General features: G+C 66.5%; 10 protein-coding genes and 2 pseudogenes. 1 reads left to right on the top strand and 11 read right to left on the bottom strand.

From position 1 onward, the window contains the following. Nucleotide 1: 1 nt before the first annotated feature. The 9 genes and pseudogenes from MRBLWS13_RS14710 to MRBLWS13_RS14670 form a co-directional block, all read right to left on the bottom strand. Entirely contained in the window at nucleotides 2-319 is a 318-nt protein-coding gene (locus tag MRBLWS13_RS14710; RefSeq protein WP_349429075.1) for a glycoside hydrolase family 2 TIM barrel-domain containing protein, read from the bottom strand. Between the two features lie 160 nt (nucleotides 320-479). Next, nucleotides 480-1,251, bottom strand: a pseudogene (locus tag MRBLWS13_RS14705) (glycoside hydrolase family 2 TIM barrel-domain containing protein); the annotation flags it as partial. Between the two features lie 333 nt (nucleotides 1,252-1,584). After that, complete coding sequence (locus tag MRBLWS13_RS14700; RefSeq protein WP_349426078.1) at nucleotides 1,585-2,979, bottom strand: MFS transporter; 1,395 nt, start codon at nucleotides 2,977-2,979, stop codon at nucleotides 1,585-1,587. Between the two features lie 48 nt (nucleotides 2,980-3,027). Then, nucleotides 3,028-4,440 (bottom strand): mannitol dehydrogenase family protein, encoded by a 1,413-nt coding sequence (locus tag MRBLWS13_RS14695; protein WP_349426077.1) that lies wholly within the window; start codon nucleotides 4,438-4,440, stop codon nucleotides 3,028-3,030. Then, entirely contained in the window at nucleotides 4,437-5,840 is a 1,404-nt protein-coding gene (uxaC, locus tag MRBLWS13_RS14690) for a glucuronate isomerase (RefSeq protein ID WP_349426076.1), read from the bottom strand. The genes MRBLWS13_RS14695 and uxaC overlap by 4 nt, the downstream gene beginning before the upstream one ends. 142 nt (nucleotides 5,841-5,982) lie before the next feature. Then, nucleotides 5,983-6,840, bottom strand: a complete 858-nt coding sequence (locus MRBLWS13_RS14685; protein ID WP_349426075.1) for a sugar phosphate isomerase/epimerase — start codon at nucleotides 6,838-6,840, stop codon at nucleotides 5,983-5,985. After that, the gene (locus MRBLWS13_RS14680) at nucleotides 6,828-7,973 is read right to left on the bottom strand and encodes a Gfo/Idh/MocA family oxidoreductase (protein WP_349426074.1); all 1,146 of its coding nucleotides are present in this window, start codon (nucleotides 7,971-7,973) and stop codon (nucleotides 6,828-6,830) included. Before MRBLWS13_RS14680 ends, MRBLWS13_RS14685 begins: the two co-directional genes overlap by 13 nt. Further along, nucleotides 7,970-9,145 carry a Gfo/Idh/MocA family oxidoreductase gene (locus MRBLWS13_RS14675; RefSeq protein ID WP_349426073.1) on the bottom strand — a complete coding sequence of 392 codons (1,176 nt, stop codon included), beginning with the start codon at nucleotides 9,143-9,145 and terminating at the stop codon, nucleotides 7,970-7,972. The genes MRBLWS13_RS14680 and MRBLWS13_RS14675 overlap by 4 nt, the downstream gene beginning before the upstream one ends. Nucleotides 9,146-9,207: 62 nt before the next feature. Beyond that, nucleotides 9,208-10,056, bottom strand: a complete 849-nt coding sequence (locus tag MRBLWS13_RS14670; RefSeq protein ID WP_349426072.1) for a sugar phosphate isomerase/epimerase family protein — start codon at nucleotides 10,054-10,056, stop codon at nucleotides 9,208-9,210. A 394-nt stretch (nucleotides 10,057-10,450) separates the two neighbouring features. Here MRBLWS13_RS14670 and MRBLWS13_RS14665 point away from each other — a divergent pair. Further along, a pseudogene (locus MRBLWS13_RS14665) lies at nucleotides 10,451-11,106 on the top strand (NAD(P)-binding domain-containing protein); the annotation flags it as partial. A gap of 189 nt (nucleotides 11,107-11,295) precedes the next feature. Here MRBLWS13_RS14665 and MRBLWS13_RS14660 read toward each other — a convergent pair. Then, nucleotides 11,296-14,475: a hypothetical protein gene (locus MRBLWS13_RS14660; protein ID WP_349426071.1), complete on the bottom strand. Its 3,180-nt coding sequence runs from the start codon at nucleotides 14,473-14,475 to the stop codon at nucleotides 11,296-11,298. A gap of 164 nt (nucleotides 14,476-14,639) precedes the next feature. Continuing rightward, nucleotides 14,640-16,004, bottom strand: coding sequence for a sugar ABC transporter substrate-binding protein (locus MRBLWS13_RS14655; RefSeq protein WP_349426070.1), 1,365 nt, complete (start codon nucleotides 16,002-16,004; stop codon nucleotides 14,640-14,642). Between the last annotated feature and the right edge of the window lie 27 nt (nucleotides 16,005-16,031).

Genomic DNA, 16,031 nt, shown 5'->3' with positions numbered 1-16,031 from the left:
CTTACATTCCGAGTAGGGTCCAGCGGCGGCGGCGCACATGCGCCGCTGCCTTCGGTTTGCGGTCGCGTGTGAAGGCGCCCTTCTTGTTCCCGTCGACGCGCATGATGCCCACGGCGGTCTGGAAGTCGGCGAAGTTCCACACCTGCTCACCGACGAACGAGTCGATGCGGTCGAACACCCGGTGATTCATGTCGAGGTAGTCGACCTGGTATTCCTCGGTCCACGGCTGCCCGAAGACCGAGTGCTGTCCGGCGACCGTATCGGCGCCGTACTCCGTCATGATCATCGGCTTGCCGTACGTGGCCTCCCAACCGCGCAGCTCCGCCTCGAGGTGACTCTCGGCGGCCTCGAGGTCGCCGGTGTCGACATACCAGTCGCCTGCACATGCGCCCGTTTCGTCTCATCGTTGACGGTGTCGGGTCCGAAGGTCGGAACCACCGGATCCCCGAAGCCCCGATGACGGAATAGTTCAGCCCGACGGCCGCCGTCTCGTCGATGATGACGATGCCATGTCGGTCGGCGTACTCCAGAACCTCTTCCGCGTAGGGATAGTGAGACGTGCGGAACGAGTTGGCGCCGATCCACTTCATCAGCTCGAAGTCGTGGACGAGGTAGGCATCGTCGTGCCCCTTGCCGCACCGGGGTGTCTTCATGCTTACCGAAGCCGGTGAAGTAGAACGGTTCGCCGTTGACGAGGAACTGATTACCCTTCACCTCGACGGTGCGCACACCGATTGCGAGCGGGTACGTGTCGACGAGCTCGCCGCCCTCGACGATCTCGACGGTGAACTCATAGAGATACGTCGCGCCCGGCTGCCACAGCTTCACCTCGGGGATGCGAACCTCGCCTCGCGCACCTTCGGCCGCGCCGACCGCGTTGCCGGCGGCATCCCGGATCTGCACCCGCACGTCGGTGTCGGAGGTCGTGGCGACTTCGTAGGCCACCACGCCGTCGACTCCGTCGACACCGGTGACGACGGTGATGTCATCGACCCGCACTGCCGGGGCGCTGTACAGCCACACCGAGCGTGCGAGTCCGGCGTAGGTGTAGAAGTCGTGCAGGTACGTCTGCTTCTTGCGACCTCGGTCGTCTATCGTGACGGACCCCGGCGGGATCGTCACGTTCGACAGCTGGTTGTTGACTCTGACCGTGAGCCGGAACTCTTCACCGGGTCGCACGAACTCCGTGACGTCGGCCTCGAAGGGCGTGTATCCGCCGACGTGCTCGGCGAGGAGCTGGTCGTCCCACATAGACCCGGCCCTCGTGGGTCGCGGCATCCACTCGCACGAAGACGCGCTCCCCCGACCAGCCTCGAGGCACGCGCACCTGGCGCTGGTACCAGACCCAGCCGACGTGGTCGCGGATGGCGGCATCGACGAACAGATCGTTGTAGCCGGAGGGCACGGGCGCCTCCGCTTTGTGTCGTGCGTCGTGGTCCACGGGGTGTCGCCCACCGTCGTGTCGAGCGCGAAGCGCCACAGTCCGTCGAGACGGACGACCTCGCCTGTGGCAGCGGAACGGGGCTTCAGCATCGGAGTCCTCCTGGATCGTGTGTACTGATGTGTCGAGTGAGTGGAGTCGCTTCAGGCGCAGACGTCGGGTTCGCCTGACCCGACGGACGCGGGAGTCGCGGCGAGTTCCGCTTCCTCTTGCTCGTCGAGCGCACGCTGCGCCGCGGCATCCTTCGGGTAGATGCGGTACATGATCGTCCACAGCACGGCGTTGATGGCGTACGGAACCGAGATCAGCCAGAACATCAGCGCCTGCAGGCCGAGCGAGTCGGCGAGGAAGCCGAAAACAAGGCTGAACAGAGCGGCGAACAGACCCTGCACGAACGAGAAGATCAGTGCGTACGCGGTGGCGACCACGCTCTTGTGGACGACGGACCCCACGATCGGCAGCACGGCTCCCGGGTGGCCGAGCGAGCTGAGTAGGCCTGTCACGAACACCGCGACATACACGGCGACTCCCGTGCCCCAGTCGATCTGGAACAGCAGCGCGGTCGAGAGCGCGTACGCCACGAGATAGCCCTGCATCATCATGACGCGGCCCTTGTAGCCGAACCTCTTCTCGAACCAGTCGCCGAGGAGGCCGCCGGCAAAGCTACTGATGACTGCGCCGAGCATGTATGCCGACATCAGCAGAGCTGCGTCCGCAGTGGCCCATCCGCGCTCATCGACCCAGTAGACGATGAAGAAGGCGAACAGCACGAGACTCGTGGTGAGCATCACCTGGATCGCCATGAACCGGATGGTCCGGTTCTTGAGCAGACCTGCGGCGTCGCGCCAGTTGAACTTCATGGCGTCGGGGTCGATCGCGCCGACGGGCGTGTGCTTCTTCGGCTCGTGCACGAGCAGAAGGATCAGGATGCCGGACACGACGCTGATGCCGCCCATCGCGAACATCCCGTAGCGCCAGCCGTCTTCGACGTTCGCGAACTGGCCGATCAGAGGCGTCGCGAAGACGGATGCGAACACGGCGATCGTCCGAACGGTGCCGAACGCCCGGCCGCGCTCTTTGGAGCGGTACATGTCGACGATCAGGCCGTTGGTGATCGGCTCGCTCGCGACGGTGCCGATCACGCCGATCCCGTAGAGTATGAACAGCTGCGTCGAGTCTTGCGCGAACCCGGCGGCGATGGTCCACAGACCCCAGAGACCCGTCGCGATGAACAGGACCCGCTTGCGTCCGTACCTGTCGGCGAGCGCCGCCCAGATCGGGCCAAAAAGCATGCGGGCGAAGCGGCTCATCGCCGTCAGGATGCCGAGGGCACTTGTCTGCAGGCCGAGGGAGTCGCGGATCACCGGGAACAGCGTGTTGACGAGCCCGCCTTCGAAGCCGTCGACGATGCTCGCGAACGCGAGGGCGACAAGGCCGCCGCCACGGCCCTTCACCTTGTCGACGCGCGTCGTGCCGGTTTCGGTCCCGTAGGTGCGCTGCGCCTGCGTGGCGTCCAGCGGCTTGCTCGTCTCAGTCATTACGGACCGCCCGGCGGTCGGGTGTTGCACGCATGTGATCTCCTGTGGTCATGAGGACGCCGGGGCGCCGCTCAATGCGGTGGTGGGTTGGTCTGCCATGGCGACGAGTCCGAGGAACACGTCGTTGCTCGCGAGGCGGGGTGACGCGAGGTCGGTGAGAGCCGGAATGGGCGCGGAGCCGTCGAGAGCGCGCGCGATCTCGCCGTCGAAGGCGTCAGCGGGGACGACGCCGCGGCGCAGGCCCCCGATCCACGACGCGAGCGCGCGCGCCGACCCGGTCGGTGCACCGTCTCGTGCGAGAGTGCGCTCGGCCACGGCCGCGAAACGATAGCGGACCTTGGTCGTGGCATCCCCCGCGATCTGCGTGAGACGGTGCACGATCCGAGGGTTGGCGAAGCGGTCGAGCAGATCACGGCGGTAGTCGACGGTCTCGATCTCCTCGGAGAGCAGCTGCACCGCCTCGTCCCAGAACTCTTCGACGAGTGCTCGGCAGTCGGGGTCGGCGATCGCGGTCGAGACGGTCTCGTGACCGCGGACGAGACCGGAGAAGGCGAGGATGCTGTGGGCGCCGTTGAGGAGCCACAGTTTGCGGTTCTCCCAGGGCTCGAGGTCCTCGACGAAGCGCGCGCCGGCCGTCTCCCACGCGGGTCGCCCCGCGGGGAAGTCGCCGGAGAGGACCCAGTCCGAGAACGGTTCGGTCACGACGGGCGACCGATCGATCCAGCCGGCGGTTCGCACGGCGTCGACCTCCCCTTCGATGCGGGGGGTGATGCGGTCCACGGACGTGCCGACGAAGGACACGTGGGTGGCGATCCATTCGGCCAGCTCCGCCGATACCTCGGCGGCGAGTGCGCGGAGCCCTCGCCCGACGTAGGCGCCGTTGTTCGGGATGTTGTCGCACGGCACGATCGCGATCGGGGCACCACCTGCGCGCCGGCGGGCCTCGAGCCCGACCAGCAGGCGGGAGAGCGCCGCCTGGGGCGCCGCAGACGTCAGTCGTCCAGCCGCGAAGGTGCGGGCGAGCTCGGCGATGTCGTCGCGCGTGACGGGGTCGGAGCGGTCGAGGTCACCCGCACCCGTGAGGCGATAGCCGGCCTCGGTCACCGTCAGCGTGACGATCGAGACCGCGGGATCGGCGACAAATTCGACGAGCCGGTCAATACGGGACGCGTCGTGCGCCTCGAGGATGCTCGGCACCACTTCGACTTGATCGCCGTCATCGCCGCGCACGACGAGGCAGTAAAGCCCGTCCTGCCGCTGCAGCAGCTCGGCCTGGAGCGGCGAGCGCCCCGTGAAGGCGGCGATGCCCCAGTCCGCGGCATCCGTCGAATGAGCCGTGTACCAGGCCTGATGTGCGCGATGGAAGTTGCCGAGTCCGAGGTGCACGATGCGCACCCTGCCGGGGCGTGCCGGCCCGCCGCGCTGCACGAGGGAGCGGTCGTCGAGAGGCAGCGCGGTCACAGCTTGAACGCCTTTCGCGGAATGGCGTCGACGAGGTCGCGCGCGATGCGCCGAGCTGTCGGCAGGCTTGCGCGGCCTTCTCGCACGAGGCGCGCGAGGAAGGCGGAGTCGAGGCGCCGGGCCATGTCGTGGCGAGCCGGGATCGAGAGGAACGCGCGCGTATCGTCGATGAAGCCGCTGCCGCGATAGAGGCCCGCGGTTTCGGTAACGGCGCTGCGGAAGCGGAGGATCGCGTCGGGCGCATCGAGGAACCACCACGGCGCTCCGATGAAGACGCTCGGGTAGAAGCCCGCGAGGGGCGCCACCTCTCGCGAGTAGACCGTCTCGTCGACGGCGAACAGCACGACGTGGAAGCCGGGTGCCGTGCCGAACGCGTTCAGCAGCGGCCGGAGATTCTGGGTGTACTCGGTGCGCACTGGGATGTCGTGTCCGGTGTCGGGTCCGAATGCCGCGAAGGTCGGCTCGTGGTGGTTGCGGCTCACGCCGGGGTGGATCGTCATGACTAGGCCGTCGTTCACGCTCATCCGGGCCATCTGGAAGAGCATGTGGCCGCGGAACAGCCGCTGCTGACCCTCGTCGAGGCGACCCTCTCGGGCTCCGCGGAACAGACGCTCGGCGTCGTCGCTCGAGAGATCGGCGGTGAACGGCTCGAGCACGCCGTGGTCGGTCGAGACCGCACCGTTGGCGATGAAGTGCGCGCGACGGTCTTCCAGCGCGCGCAGGTAGCCGTCGAACGAACCGGGTCGGCCTGTTGCATCGAGCAGTCTCTGCACCCGGTCGGCGAAGCCGGCTCCGGCGGGGTCAAGATATGCGTCGGGGCGGAACGTCGGGATAACGCGCCCCGCGACCGCGTCCGAGGCTGCGAGCGCGCGGTGCGTCGCGAGATCGTCGAGGGGGTCGTCGGTCGTCGCGAGCACCTCGATGCCGAAGCGGTCGAAGAGGGCCCGCGGACGGAAGTCGGTCTCGCACAGCACCCCCGCGATGCGGATGTAGACCTCGTCGGCGTTGTCTGCCGACAGCTCCTCGTCCACGCCGAACAGGCTTGCGAGCTCACGCTGCAGCCAATACCCGCTCGCCGTACCGATGAACCGGTGCCAGTTCTCCGCCAGTCGGCGCCACACCGCCCGCGGATCCGCCGGGTGCGCGTCATCGAGACCCAGTTCGGCGAACGACACACCCGACGCGAACAGCAGCCGCGTGACGTAGTGATCGTGCCGGACGAGGAGGTTCGTCGGATCGGAGAAGGCCTCGTCGTCCAGCAGAAGCGCCGGGTCGACGTGTCCGTGGGGGGAGATGATCGGCGCCGCGACGACCTCCTGGTAGAGCTCCTCAGCGATCTCGCGTGTGCGCTCGTCAGCCGGCATGAGCGCGGCTGCCGTGATCTGGGTCGTCCGTGACATGACCTCAGCATGTCGGTGATCGGCCATCTTGTCAACCGATTGCCATCGCCATTTCTGCGCGCCGTTATGGGAAGAAACCGCCTCCTCTGAGATTCAGAGGAAGCGGTTGCTGCAAGCGATTGCTCGCATCCCGAGCGACGCTCTAGAACAGGTCGGAGAACCCCAGTGAGACGAGGTTGTCGTGCGATGTCTGCAGCGCCTCCCAGACGGTGCGGCCGTAGAGGTCGTCCTGCTCCACCAGCAGGTACTCAGCCCCGCTGGCGATCGATGCGGGGATGATCGAGGCGAAGTCGAGGTTGCCCTCCCCCACCTCACCGAATTGCACGACGCCGGCGAACGCCGTCATGAAACCCGCGATGTCGCCCTTCGCGAGCGCCTCGAAGGCGCTGTCGGGCAGCTTTCCGATGCGGTAGTCCTTCAGGTGCACCATCCGCACGCGCCCCGCGTACTGCTCGATGACCGATACAGGGTTCACCCCGCCGCGCTGCAGCCAATGCACGTCGAGCTCGAGGCCGACGTGCGGGGCGCGGTCGGCGATGATGTCGAGCATGAGGCGACCGTCGAACTTAGCGAACTCGACGTGGTGGTTGTGGTAATAGAGGCGGATGCCGGAATCGGCCAGCCGCTGGGCGTAGGCATCGGTGCGCTCGCAGAAGTCGAGCAGCAGCTCAAGCGACCCCATCGCCTCGAAGGGCAGCATCCCGATCCGCACCATTTCGGCGCCCAGGCGGTGACTGTCCGCCACGATCTTGTCGAGGTCCTCCTCGAGCGAGTCGTTTCCGCCTGGTTGCGGTGCGAGCCCTGCCGAGAGCGCGGCGATATCGATGCCGAGCTCATCCTTCGCGCGTTCCAGTTGGGCGATGTTCTCCTCCACCATCGGGATCTGCGAGACCTCGATCGCGCGGTATCCGATGTCACGCACACGGCGGAGCGTCTCGAACGCACCGATTTCTGCGACGCTCGCCTTGAGCATCATGGCCTGGACGCCTATGCGTGCCATGTCATCCTCCTGGTGTTCTTGTAGTCGATCTGTTCGTATTTGCCGTCCAGCACGTCCTCCACCCGCACCGGGTGCCCGAGCGCGCTGGAGACGTAGACGGCGATGATCACCGCGAGCGCCTGTACGGCGTCGCCGATCGATCCGGCGGGCTCGCGCCCGGCGCGGATCGCGTCGATGACGTCCTCGTACTGCCGCAGGTGGTCCTCGAAGAGGTCGGGCACGAGGCTCCCGCCGCCGGGGAGGTCTGCGGATCCGACCTCGCGCCCGGCTTGATTGCCGACTCGACCCCACCCGCGGGGCGAGCCGTCGTGGGCGTCGTCGGCGTGGAAGTACTCGAGAAGTCCGTCCTGCAGGTACGCGGAGCCGCGGGTGCCGTGCACCTGAATGCGCGTGGAGTTCTCGGGGAACGCGGCGGTGCTCGCCAGGAGGGTCGCGACGGCCCCGTTCTCGAACGTGATCACCGCGCCTGCGACGTCTTCGACCTCGAGGCGGTCGTGACCGACGGTCACCGCGGTCCCCACGACCGTCACCGGCCGCCCCATGAGCGAGAGCAGCACATCGACGGTGTGGATGCCCTGGTTCATGAGCGCGCCGCCGCCGTCGCTGGCCCAGGTGCCGCGCCAGGCGGCCGAGTCGTAATAGGCGTCGTCGCGCCACCAGGCGAGCGTCGCCGTGCCCGAGGTGACCGCGCCGAAGCGGCCGTCGAGCACCGCACGTGAGACGGCTTGCACCGCCGGGGCGAACCGGCGCTGCGTCATCACGCTGACGACACGGTCGGACCGCTCCGCGCGCGCGGCGAGCCTGCGCGCGCGGTCGAGGTCGATGTCGACAGGCTTCTCGATGATGACGTGACAGCCTGCGTCGAGCGCCTCTTCCGCGAGTTGCGCGTGGGTCCCGCTTGGGGTCGTGATCACGACGAGATCGAAGGATGCCGCTCTCAGAGCCTCTGCGAGCGACCCGAAAACAGCCGGCGTGCCGGCTGGTGGGGACGTCTCGGCGGCGAGGGCCTCGGCGGCGGGCAGCGTCGAGTCGATGACCGCCGCAAGCACGAGATCTTCGTGCGCGACGCCGATGCGGGCATGCGTGCGGGCGATCACGCCGGCACCGACCAGGGCGATTCGCAACGGGTTCATGCCGTCGCCTGACGGACGGGATAGAGGCCCTCGTCTGCGATGCGCTCGTTGAGCAGCTCCAGAAACTCGCCGTCGTCGAAGTCGATCGGAGCCTCCCGTCCGGTCCAGCTCGACAGATGGATGGCGTTGGCGAGGCGGACTCCGAGCATGCCGTCGGCGCCCGGCGCGATGAGCTCTGTCCCGTTGAGGATGCTCGCGGCGAAGTTCGCGAGCACGCCGACGTGCTGCTCACCCCACGCCGACGGGAACTCGATCGTCTCCTGCGTGTAGAGGGTCGAGGCATCGAGCTCGCCCATGAACAGGCGTCGCACGTCGTCCATGCCCATCCCGTCACTGAGTTCGCGCTCGGGACTGTTCAGGCGCGTCACGACGGCGATGCGACTGCCTTCGACGACGATCTTGCCGGCGTCGCCCTGGATCTCGAATCGATCCGTGCCGACGAGGTCGTGCGTGGCAGTGACGAAGACGCCTGTGGATCCCTGGCCGAAGTCGGCGAGCACCGTGACCTCATCCTCGACGGCAATGTCGCGCTGCAGTCCGTACGACACCTTTGCGAAGACGGATGCCGGCACCCCGCAGATCCATTGCCACAGGTCGAGCTGGTGCGGTGCCTGATTCACGAGCACTCCCCCACCCTCGCCACCCCACGTCGCGCGCCACGCGCTCTGCTCGTAGTAGCCCTGAGGCCGCCACCAGGTCGTGATGATCCAGTTGGAGCGGATGATGCGGCCGATCTCGCCGGCATCCACGATCTGCTTGATGCGCTGGTAGAGCGGGTTGTTGCGTTGGTTGAACATCACCGCGAAGCGAAGGTGAGGCTTGCCGGCCGCGACCTCGTTCATTCGGGAGACCTGGCCGGCGTAGACTCCGGCCGGCTTCTCCACCAGGACGTGGAGGTCACGCTCCAGCGCGTCGACCGCCATCTCGGGGTGCAGGAAGTGCGGGACGCACGTGATGACGGCGTCGGCGTCGCCGGAGTCCATCAGCGCGAGGTGGTCGGTGTAGGTGGGCACGTCGGGGTAGCGCGTACGTGCGACCTCCAGTGCGGCGGGGTCGGTGTCGGCGATCGCGCCGATCGTCATGCCGGGCACGCGGCCTTCAGCGATGAAGCCGGCATACATCGAGCCTTGAGCGCCGAGTCCGATGATGCCGAGGCGAACCGTGTCGCTCATGTGATGTGTCTCCTTGAATCCGTCTGAGTGAGTGAGTGGATGCGTCGCGTGGGACTGGCTGGCTAGCGCAGGGCGATGCCGGCGTCGTCCGCCATTCGGCGGAAGGCTCGCGCGGCCTCGCCGAACGCGAAGGCTCCCGAGAATCCGCCGAGGTCATGGGAGCTGGCGAGGTGGGGTTCGAGCGATGCGAAGCCGGTGTAGCCGTCCGCCGCCAGCGCCCGGATCGTATCGGCCACCTGTCCGTCGCCCTCGCCGGCGGGCACGACCTCGCCCGTCGCGGAGACCGCGTCCTTCACCTGCAGGTAGTCGAGGTAGGGGCGCAGCTGCGCGTAGCCCTCGTCGTGCGGACGAGTGACGCCGACCTGCACGAAGTTCGCGCTGTCCCACGCGACACGGAGTGCCGGCGACCCGACGGACTGGACGATGTCGAGCACCCGGTCGGGTGTGTCGCCGTAGATGCCCTTCTCGTTCTCGTGGAGCAGAGTCACGCCCGCATCGGCGGCTGCGGCAGCAAGCAGCGACATCCGCTCCAGCACCGCACTCCGGGCATCGTCGTGAGCCGCGCCCTCGAGGAAGAGTGAGAACACCCGGATGCTGGACGTGCCGAGCTCCTTCGCAACGCGGATGACGCGCAGCAGGCGACCGACCTCATCCTGAGGGTCACCGTCGAGGCCGACCTTGCCGATCGGCGATGCGATCGCCGACACCCCCATGCCGGATTTCCCGAGGATCGCCTTCAGCGCCGCAAGCTGTGCGTCGTCGAGGTCGACGACATTCACTCCCCAGGCGCTGCGCACTTCGATGAAGCGGGCGCCCAGCGCCTGTAACACTGCCACCTGCACTTCGGGGTTCGGATCGATCTCGTCGCCGAAGCCGGACAGATTCCACGCGATCGGTTGGGCATCGGTCATTCGTCGTGATCCTCTCTGATTCCTGGGCCTCGGCAGCCATCGCCGAGTGAACTTGTGGAGACTCTACCCAGCAGCAGGAGTTTGTGCAACCGATTGCCAGATTATCGCCTCATTCGCATACTGGGGTTATTCATTCGGAAATCCTGGATAGGAAACCGATTGCACATTCGTCCGCCGCATCCGCGCCGCGCGACGCCGCAGATTGAGAGACAGGACCACACGTGACGCACGCGCCCCTGAACATCTCGACCGATCGGGACGACACTCCCGGTTCTGCGCTGGAGCACGAGGGAAGGTCCGGCACCCGAGGACGTCCCCCGCCCGGCACCGACGCCCACCGGCCCCGACGTCGCAGCCGACGAGCGCGAACATCGGCGTCGTCGGGTTGGCGGTGATGGGCTCGAATCTGGCCCGCACCCTCGCCAGCCGCGAGGGAACACCGTCGCGATCTACAACCGCAGTCACGACAAGACCACCCACCTCGTCGCCGCCCACCCCGAAGCCGAGTTCGTCCCGGCCGCGACGTACGAGGAGTTCGCCGCCTCGTTGCAGAAGCCGCGGACGGCGATCATCATGGTCAAAGCCGGCGCGGGCACGGATGCCGTGGTCAACGCGCTGGTGGACGTGTTCGAGCCCGGCGACATCATCGTCGACGGCGGCAACGCGCTGTTCACCGACACGATCCGCCGTGAGAAGGCTGTGCGCGAGACCGGCATCAACTTCGTCGGCGCCGGCATCTCCGGCGGCGAGGAGGGCGCCCTCCTCGGCCCGTCGATCATGCCCGGCGGCTCGGATGAGTCGTGGATCACACTCGGCCCGATCCTGAAGTCGATCGCGGCGGTCGCCGAGGGCGAGCCGTGCGTCACGCACATCGGCCACGACGGCGCCGGGCACTTCGTCAAGATGGTGCACAACGGCATCGAGTACGCCGACATGCAGCTCATCGCCGAGGCCTACGACCTCATCCGGCGCGGCACCGGCAAGACCCCGGCCGAGATCGCCGACGTGTTCGCCGAGTGGAACCGCGGCGAGCTGGAGTCCTACCTCGTTCGGGACAATTTCAACGTCCCGGTCTGGAGCAGACTCTAGGCCAGTGGGTCGTGGGCGGGCTTCAGATGCGTGGTCTGAGTAAGTCGCAGACAAGCGACTGGAGATCCGCGAGATGTCCGTCGGCGTGGCTATCGCGCACAAGAAAAGCGCCCGACCTGTCGAACAGGTCGGGCGCTTCGCCAGCGAGCGTCAGTTGAGCGTGAAGGTGTACGTTTCGGTGTTGCCCGCGACGTCGAACACAATCAGCGTGTTCACACCCTGCGCAGCGCCGAATGTGGGCGGCTCGATGTAGTTCAGGTCCGACCATGCGTTGTCGGTCAGATCCTTCACCTTGCCGTTCAATTCGACCTTGTCGATCTTCCCGGCGTCACTGAGCTTGAACGAGATCAGATCGTAGGTGTCGCCGGTCTTCACCGTAAAGGATGTACCTTCCTTGATCGTCGCTTTCGGCTTCGTCGCATCGATCGTGACATCGAACGTCCCGGTCTTGGCGATGTTGCCCGCCAGATCGGCGGCGTTGTACTTGACCGAGTAGGTGCCGTCCGGCAGCGTCACCGTCGCCGTGTGCGTTGCCGCCTTGGCTCCGTTGGCCGCCGTCTGCGTGCTCTTGACCAGCTTGCCGTTGCTGTAGATGTTTGCCACCACGCGATCGAGGCCGCGGTCATCGGTGGCGTCGACCTGGACGTTCAGCTGGCTGAACGGGCCGGCCGTTGTCGGGGCCACGAGTGCGGCGACCGGCTTGACCTTGTCGGCGTCCGTCCTCTCGTTCACGACGGCGGCGACCAACGGTGCGATCTGAAAGGCGTCGATGTTCGGCGCATCACCGCTCGGGTTGCCGACGACGATGGCGCCCTCCGCGGTCGTGAGATCGATCGGTACGTTCTGCCACCAGAAGTTGAAATAGCTGTAGTTGTACCGGAAGTACCCCGTCGCGGTGTTCTCACCCCCGACCTCCGTGATGTTGGCAACTCGACTGATGCCGTCCGTGTTGTACGGGTGGGTGGTGTTGCGCGTGGCGTTGGCGAATCGAACCAGCAAGTTGTACTGGCCGGGTTCGGTTCCTGCAGCAGGGCGAGGGAGGGTCAACGTACGACCCGCCGAGATCCAGCCGACGTACTGGCCCTGCACGTTGGACCCATAGGTCGCCGCCGGCGTCTCCACCGTGGTCCCGGCGGAACGGACCACTGACGGGTCCTCCGCCTGGATGGTCGTGACGCGCGAGTCCGCTGACGAGTTTCGCACTAGCGTGACACCGCGAACCGTGACATCCGGTCCGGCGATGGTGAGCTCTTGGATCCCCTGGGCCAGGTGAACGGTCGCCTGCGTCCTCCAGCCTCCAGCTGCGTCTGCGCCGAGCCAGCCGATCGCGCGATCGTTGAGTTGCACGTCGAGCTGAGCGGCAGCGCCGGTGTCGTACTCGATCACCAGATCGTAGTATCCGTCGTTCGCCGCACCCAGGTAGAACGCCGCCTTGCCGTCGGCGCCGAGATTCACTCCTCCGCCGAAGTGGCCTTCGCCCCGGCTATGTACCGCTCCGCCGGACAAGCGCGCAAGCGATGCCGGGTACGACGAGGTTTCAGCGGCGTTCACCTCCGTGAGATCGAACCGGTCGAGCGCGACATTGCTGCCCGGAAGTGCCGCACTGCCGTCTTGGCTCGCGCGCAGCGACAGCGAGTGCATGCCCGCAGTGAGAGTAACGGGCACCTCGACGCGACCCTTATAGGTGTTGCTCAGCGTGGACGAGTACTGGACGAGTTCGCCGAGACCGCCGTCCACGAACAGTGCATGGCGGCCGGATTTCATGTTCGTGCCGTCCGGGCGATCGCTCGTGCCGTACTGGATGCCGAGCAGGTAGGCGCCGTCGCGCGGAACGTCCACCGACCAAGTCGCCGAGGCCGCAGCGTTGGTGAACCCGCGCACGTCCTTCTGGCCAGAGGTCGCCTGGGCGTTGGCCGCCAGGGTGGTGATGGTCGCGCCACCCGCCAGCGCCGTCGCTTCCGCCTCGATGCGCGTCTGCCATGCGGCATCGGGAGTGGGTGCGGACCCTGAGGCGGGCGTGATGATCACGCGGTACGCGTCCATCGGGTCCCCGTTCGGAACGGTGACGACCCCTCCGCCCGCACCGTCGAGCGCGATCCGTTCGGCCTTGATGACCGGCGGCTGCTCAGCGAACCCTTCCTGGCCGCTGAACTGCGTACGCTGGACCAGGATGTCCACCTGCGCGCCGAAGACGTCGCTGTCGAGCCCGCTGAACTCCAGCTCGGCGTCTGTCGTGCCACCACCGAACAGCACGGTCGCAGTCTTGTTCTCTTCGTCGACTGCAGCGGTGCCTTGCAGTGTGCCGGGTTGGTTCGGCGCTGGCGGCGTGAGCTGAACGGTGTCTCCTGTCAGGTCGGCGTACCACTTGAGAAGCCACCACGCGCCGTTACCGCCATTGACCTGAGCCACATGGTCATCGAGGTTGCCGGACTGGGACCAGTACGCCACCTGCGCGTCGACCTTCTCGCGCTCGAACATTGAGATCCACTGGATCATGCGTCCCGGCACACCGGTGTCGCGTCGCAGTGCGTACTCCGTGATGTTGACCGGGATGTCATCGATCCCGAGCTCATCTTCGATGGCGCGGTAGGTCGCCAGGTTGCCGGGGAAATACTGAAGCGAGCAATCGCAGAGCTCGTGCCAAGTGAACACATCCGGCAGCTGATCATTGGCCTTCGCGTACGTGAGGAAGTCGCGGGTCCGGTCGGCGTGCCAGTACGAGTCGCCCATCGCCGCTACGCGCACGCCCGGCATGATGCTCTGGATGAGATCGTAGGCGGCGGACCAGTCGGAGAGGAACTGGTCCTTCCGGGTCGACCAGTCCGCGTACCAGATCCAGTCGGGTTCGTTGAATGGAGTGAAGATGTATCGGTCGTAGTCTTCCGGGGCCGTGACGTCGGCGACCTTCTGGACCACGGTCTGGACGTGCGTCAGATACTCCACTTGTCCGGGATAGGTGTTTCCGGCGTAAGGCCACTGCGCGTAGTCATCCTGGATGTTGATGTATATCTCCTCGCCACCCGACGAGAAGAAGTCCGGCGAGTTGGTGAGCGCGCCCCCGTTGGGATGCTGTAGCCCGCCTTCCGGCATCTGAGTGACGTGGCGGACGCCGGCGCCGGCGACCACTGCGGTCGTGGGGACGCCCGGATCGCCGAGCCCGTACAGGTAGCCTGCTGCGCCACCGTGGACCTTGCCCGTCGAGTCGCCGAAGTCGACGGACAGCGTGTCGGCTGCCGCCGCGGCGGGAGAGGTCGCTGCGAGTGCCGCTGTTGCGGCCAAGGCCGTGACCAGCAGCAGCCCTCCTGCGCGTCTCTTCAATTGCGTTGACATTCGTTCCACTCCTTTGGGGTTCGTGCTGGCTGGCCGTAACGTCGGAGTCTCGGCGCTACGGATCGCGGTCCTGTCGGCCGCGCGTCTGCGGGGAGGACCACGAATCGACGACTCCGCGCGGAGTCGCCCTGGGGGCAGCCGGAGGTTCCGGCCGCCCCGCAGACTTACTGGAACAGCGCGTTGACGCTGTCGTTGGCTGTGGTGAAGACGGTGCTGTCGGCACTGCCCTGCAGGAACGACTCGACGGCGGCCGTCACGGTGTCGTTGATCTCGGACCAGTGGTCCGCGATCGGCAGGAGAGCCGTGGTTCCGTCGTCGACCTGAACGGTGAAGCCGGAGATGTCCCATCCCTTCTCAGCGAATGCCGCAGTGGCGATCTCTGTGGAGGTCTTGATCGCCGGGAACACCACCGCGTCCTTCGCGACCACGTCCTGACACGCCGTGGAGCCGAGGTACTTGACCCACTCCCAGGCTTCATCGGGCTGATCGGTTCCGGCCCAGATGGCGTCGGAGAGACCGTTGAAGACGCTGCCACGCTGTCCGCTCGGGCCGACGGGCGTGGGCGCAACCTGCGTGGGAACGTCCGACTGGCCGAGGTAGGAGCCGTTCATCCAGCTGCCATCGGTCACCAGCGCGTAGCGTCCGGCGAGGTAGCCGTTCAGCGGATCCGCCTCTGAGAGCGCGATGTCCACAGACGGCATGAAGCCACGTTCCTGCAGCGTTTTGTACCACTCGATCGTCTCGACGAACCGAGGATCGTCGAAGTTCCACTCCGTGGTCCATGGCGTGGTGTCTCCGAAGTACCAGTCGTTGCCCAGCGCGTACGGCGCCCATGTCTGCTGGCCCGAAGCGTTCAGGCCGTTCCCGCTCAGGGCGAGACCGTAGATATCGACATTCCTCGGGTCGAAGCCTGGCTCATTGCCGTGCACGCCGTTGGCGTCAACCGTGAGCGCAGCGATCAGCTCCTCGAAGGCACCCGAGCCGTCCGGGCTCCATGCCAGTCCCGAGAGCTGCTCGGGAGTGAAGCCCGCGTCGGCGACCATCGACTCGTTGTAGAACATCGCAACGGTGTCGAAGTCCTTCGGCAGACCGTACCGGCCGCCTTCCTGGTCGACCCAGAGCTCGGCGAGGCCGTCCTGGTAGATCGACAGGTCGACATCGTCTTCCTCGACGCGGTCCGAGATATCCAACAGCTGACCTTGCGAGACGAACTCGGGATAGTACGACAGGTGGTCGGCGAAGACATCCGGAGCAGTCCCGGAGGCGAAGCCGGTGGTCAGGCCCTGCCAGTAGTCCGCCCAACCATATTGCTCGATCTTGACCGAGATCCCCGACTCGGCCTCGAAGTCATCCGCGCACTGCTGGTACGCGGGCTGCTGGTTCGAGTCCCACAGCCAATACGTAATCGACGTGTCCTCGGCGGCCGGGTCTGGACCCGAGCCGGAGCAGGATGCGAGCAACAGCGCGGGCACGGCCGCGACTGTTATGCCGAGTGCGAGTCGGCGGGTGACAGGGGTGGAGTGCGACATTGCAGTTCGTTCCTTCAGATGAGTTGG

This window comes from Microbacterium sp. LWS13-1.2 (assembly GCF_040144835.1).
In the GTDB taxonomy this organism is placed as follows: Bacteria; Actinomycetota; Actinomycetes; order Actinomycetales; family Microbacteriaceae; genus Microbacterium.
This window is presented reverse-complemented; position numbering and strand designations above follow the sequence as displayed.

Coding starts and splice junctions, on each gene's coding strand:
- MRBLWS13_RS14700 (WP_349426078.1), bottom strand. CDS start 2,979: ATGACTGAGACGAGCAAGCCGCTGGACGCCACGCAGGCGCAGCGCACC.
- MRBLWS13_RS14680 (WP_349426074.1), bottom strand. CDS start 7,973: ATGAACCCGTTGCGAATCGCCCTGGTCGGTGCCGGCGTGATCGCCCGC.
- MRBLWS13_RS14685 (WP_349426075.1), bottom strand. CDS start 6,840: ATGGCACGCATAGGCGTCCAGGCCATGATGCTCAAGGCGAGCGTCGCA.
- MRBLWS13_RS14660 (WP_349426071.1), bottom strand. CDS start 14,475: ATGTCAACGCAATTGAAGAGACGCGCAGGAGGGCTGCTGCTGGTCACG.
- uxaC (WP_349426076.1), bottom strand. CDS start 5,840: ATGTCACGGACGACCCAGATCACGGCAGCCGCGCTCATGCCGGCTGAC.
- MRBLWS13_RS14655 (WP_349426070.1), bottom strand. CDS start 16,004: ATGTCGCACTCCACCCCTGTCACCCGCCGACTCGCACTCGGCATAACA.
- MRBLWS13_RS14670 (WP_349426072.1), bottom strand. CDS start 10,056: ATGACCGATGCCCAACCGATCGCGTGGAATCTGTCCGGCTTCGGCGAC.
- MRBLWS13_RS14675 (WP_349426073.1), bottom strand. CDS start 9,145: ATGAGCGACACGGTTCGCCTCGGCATCATCGGACTCGGCGCTCAAGGC.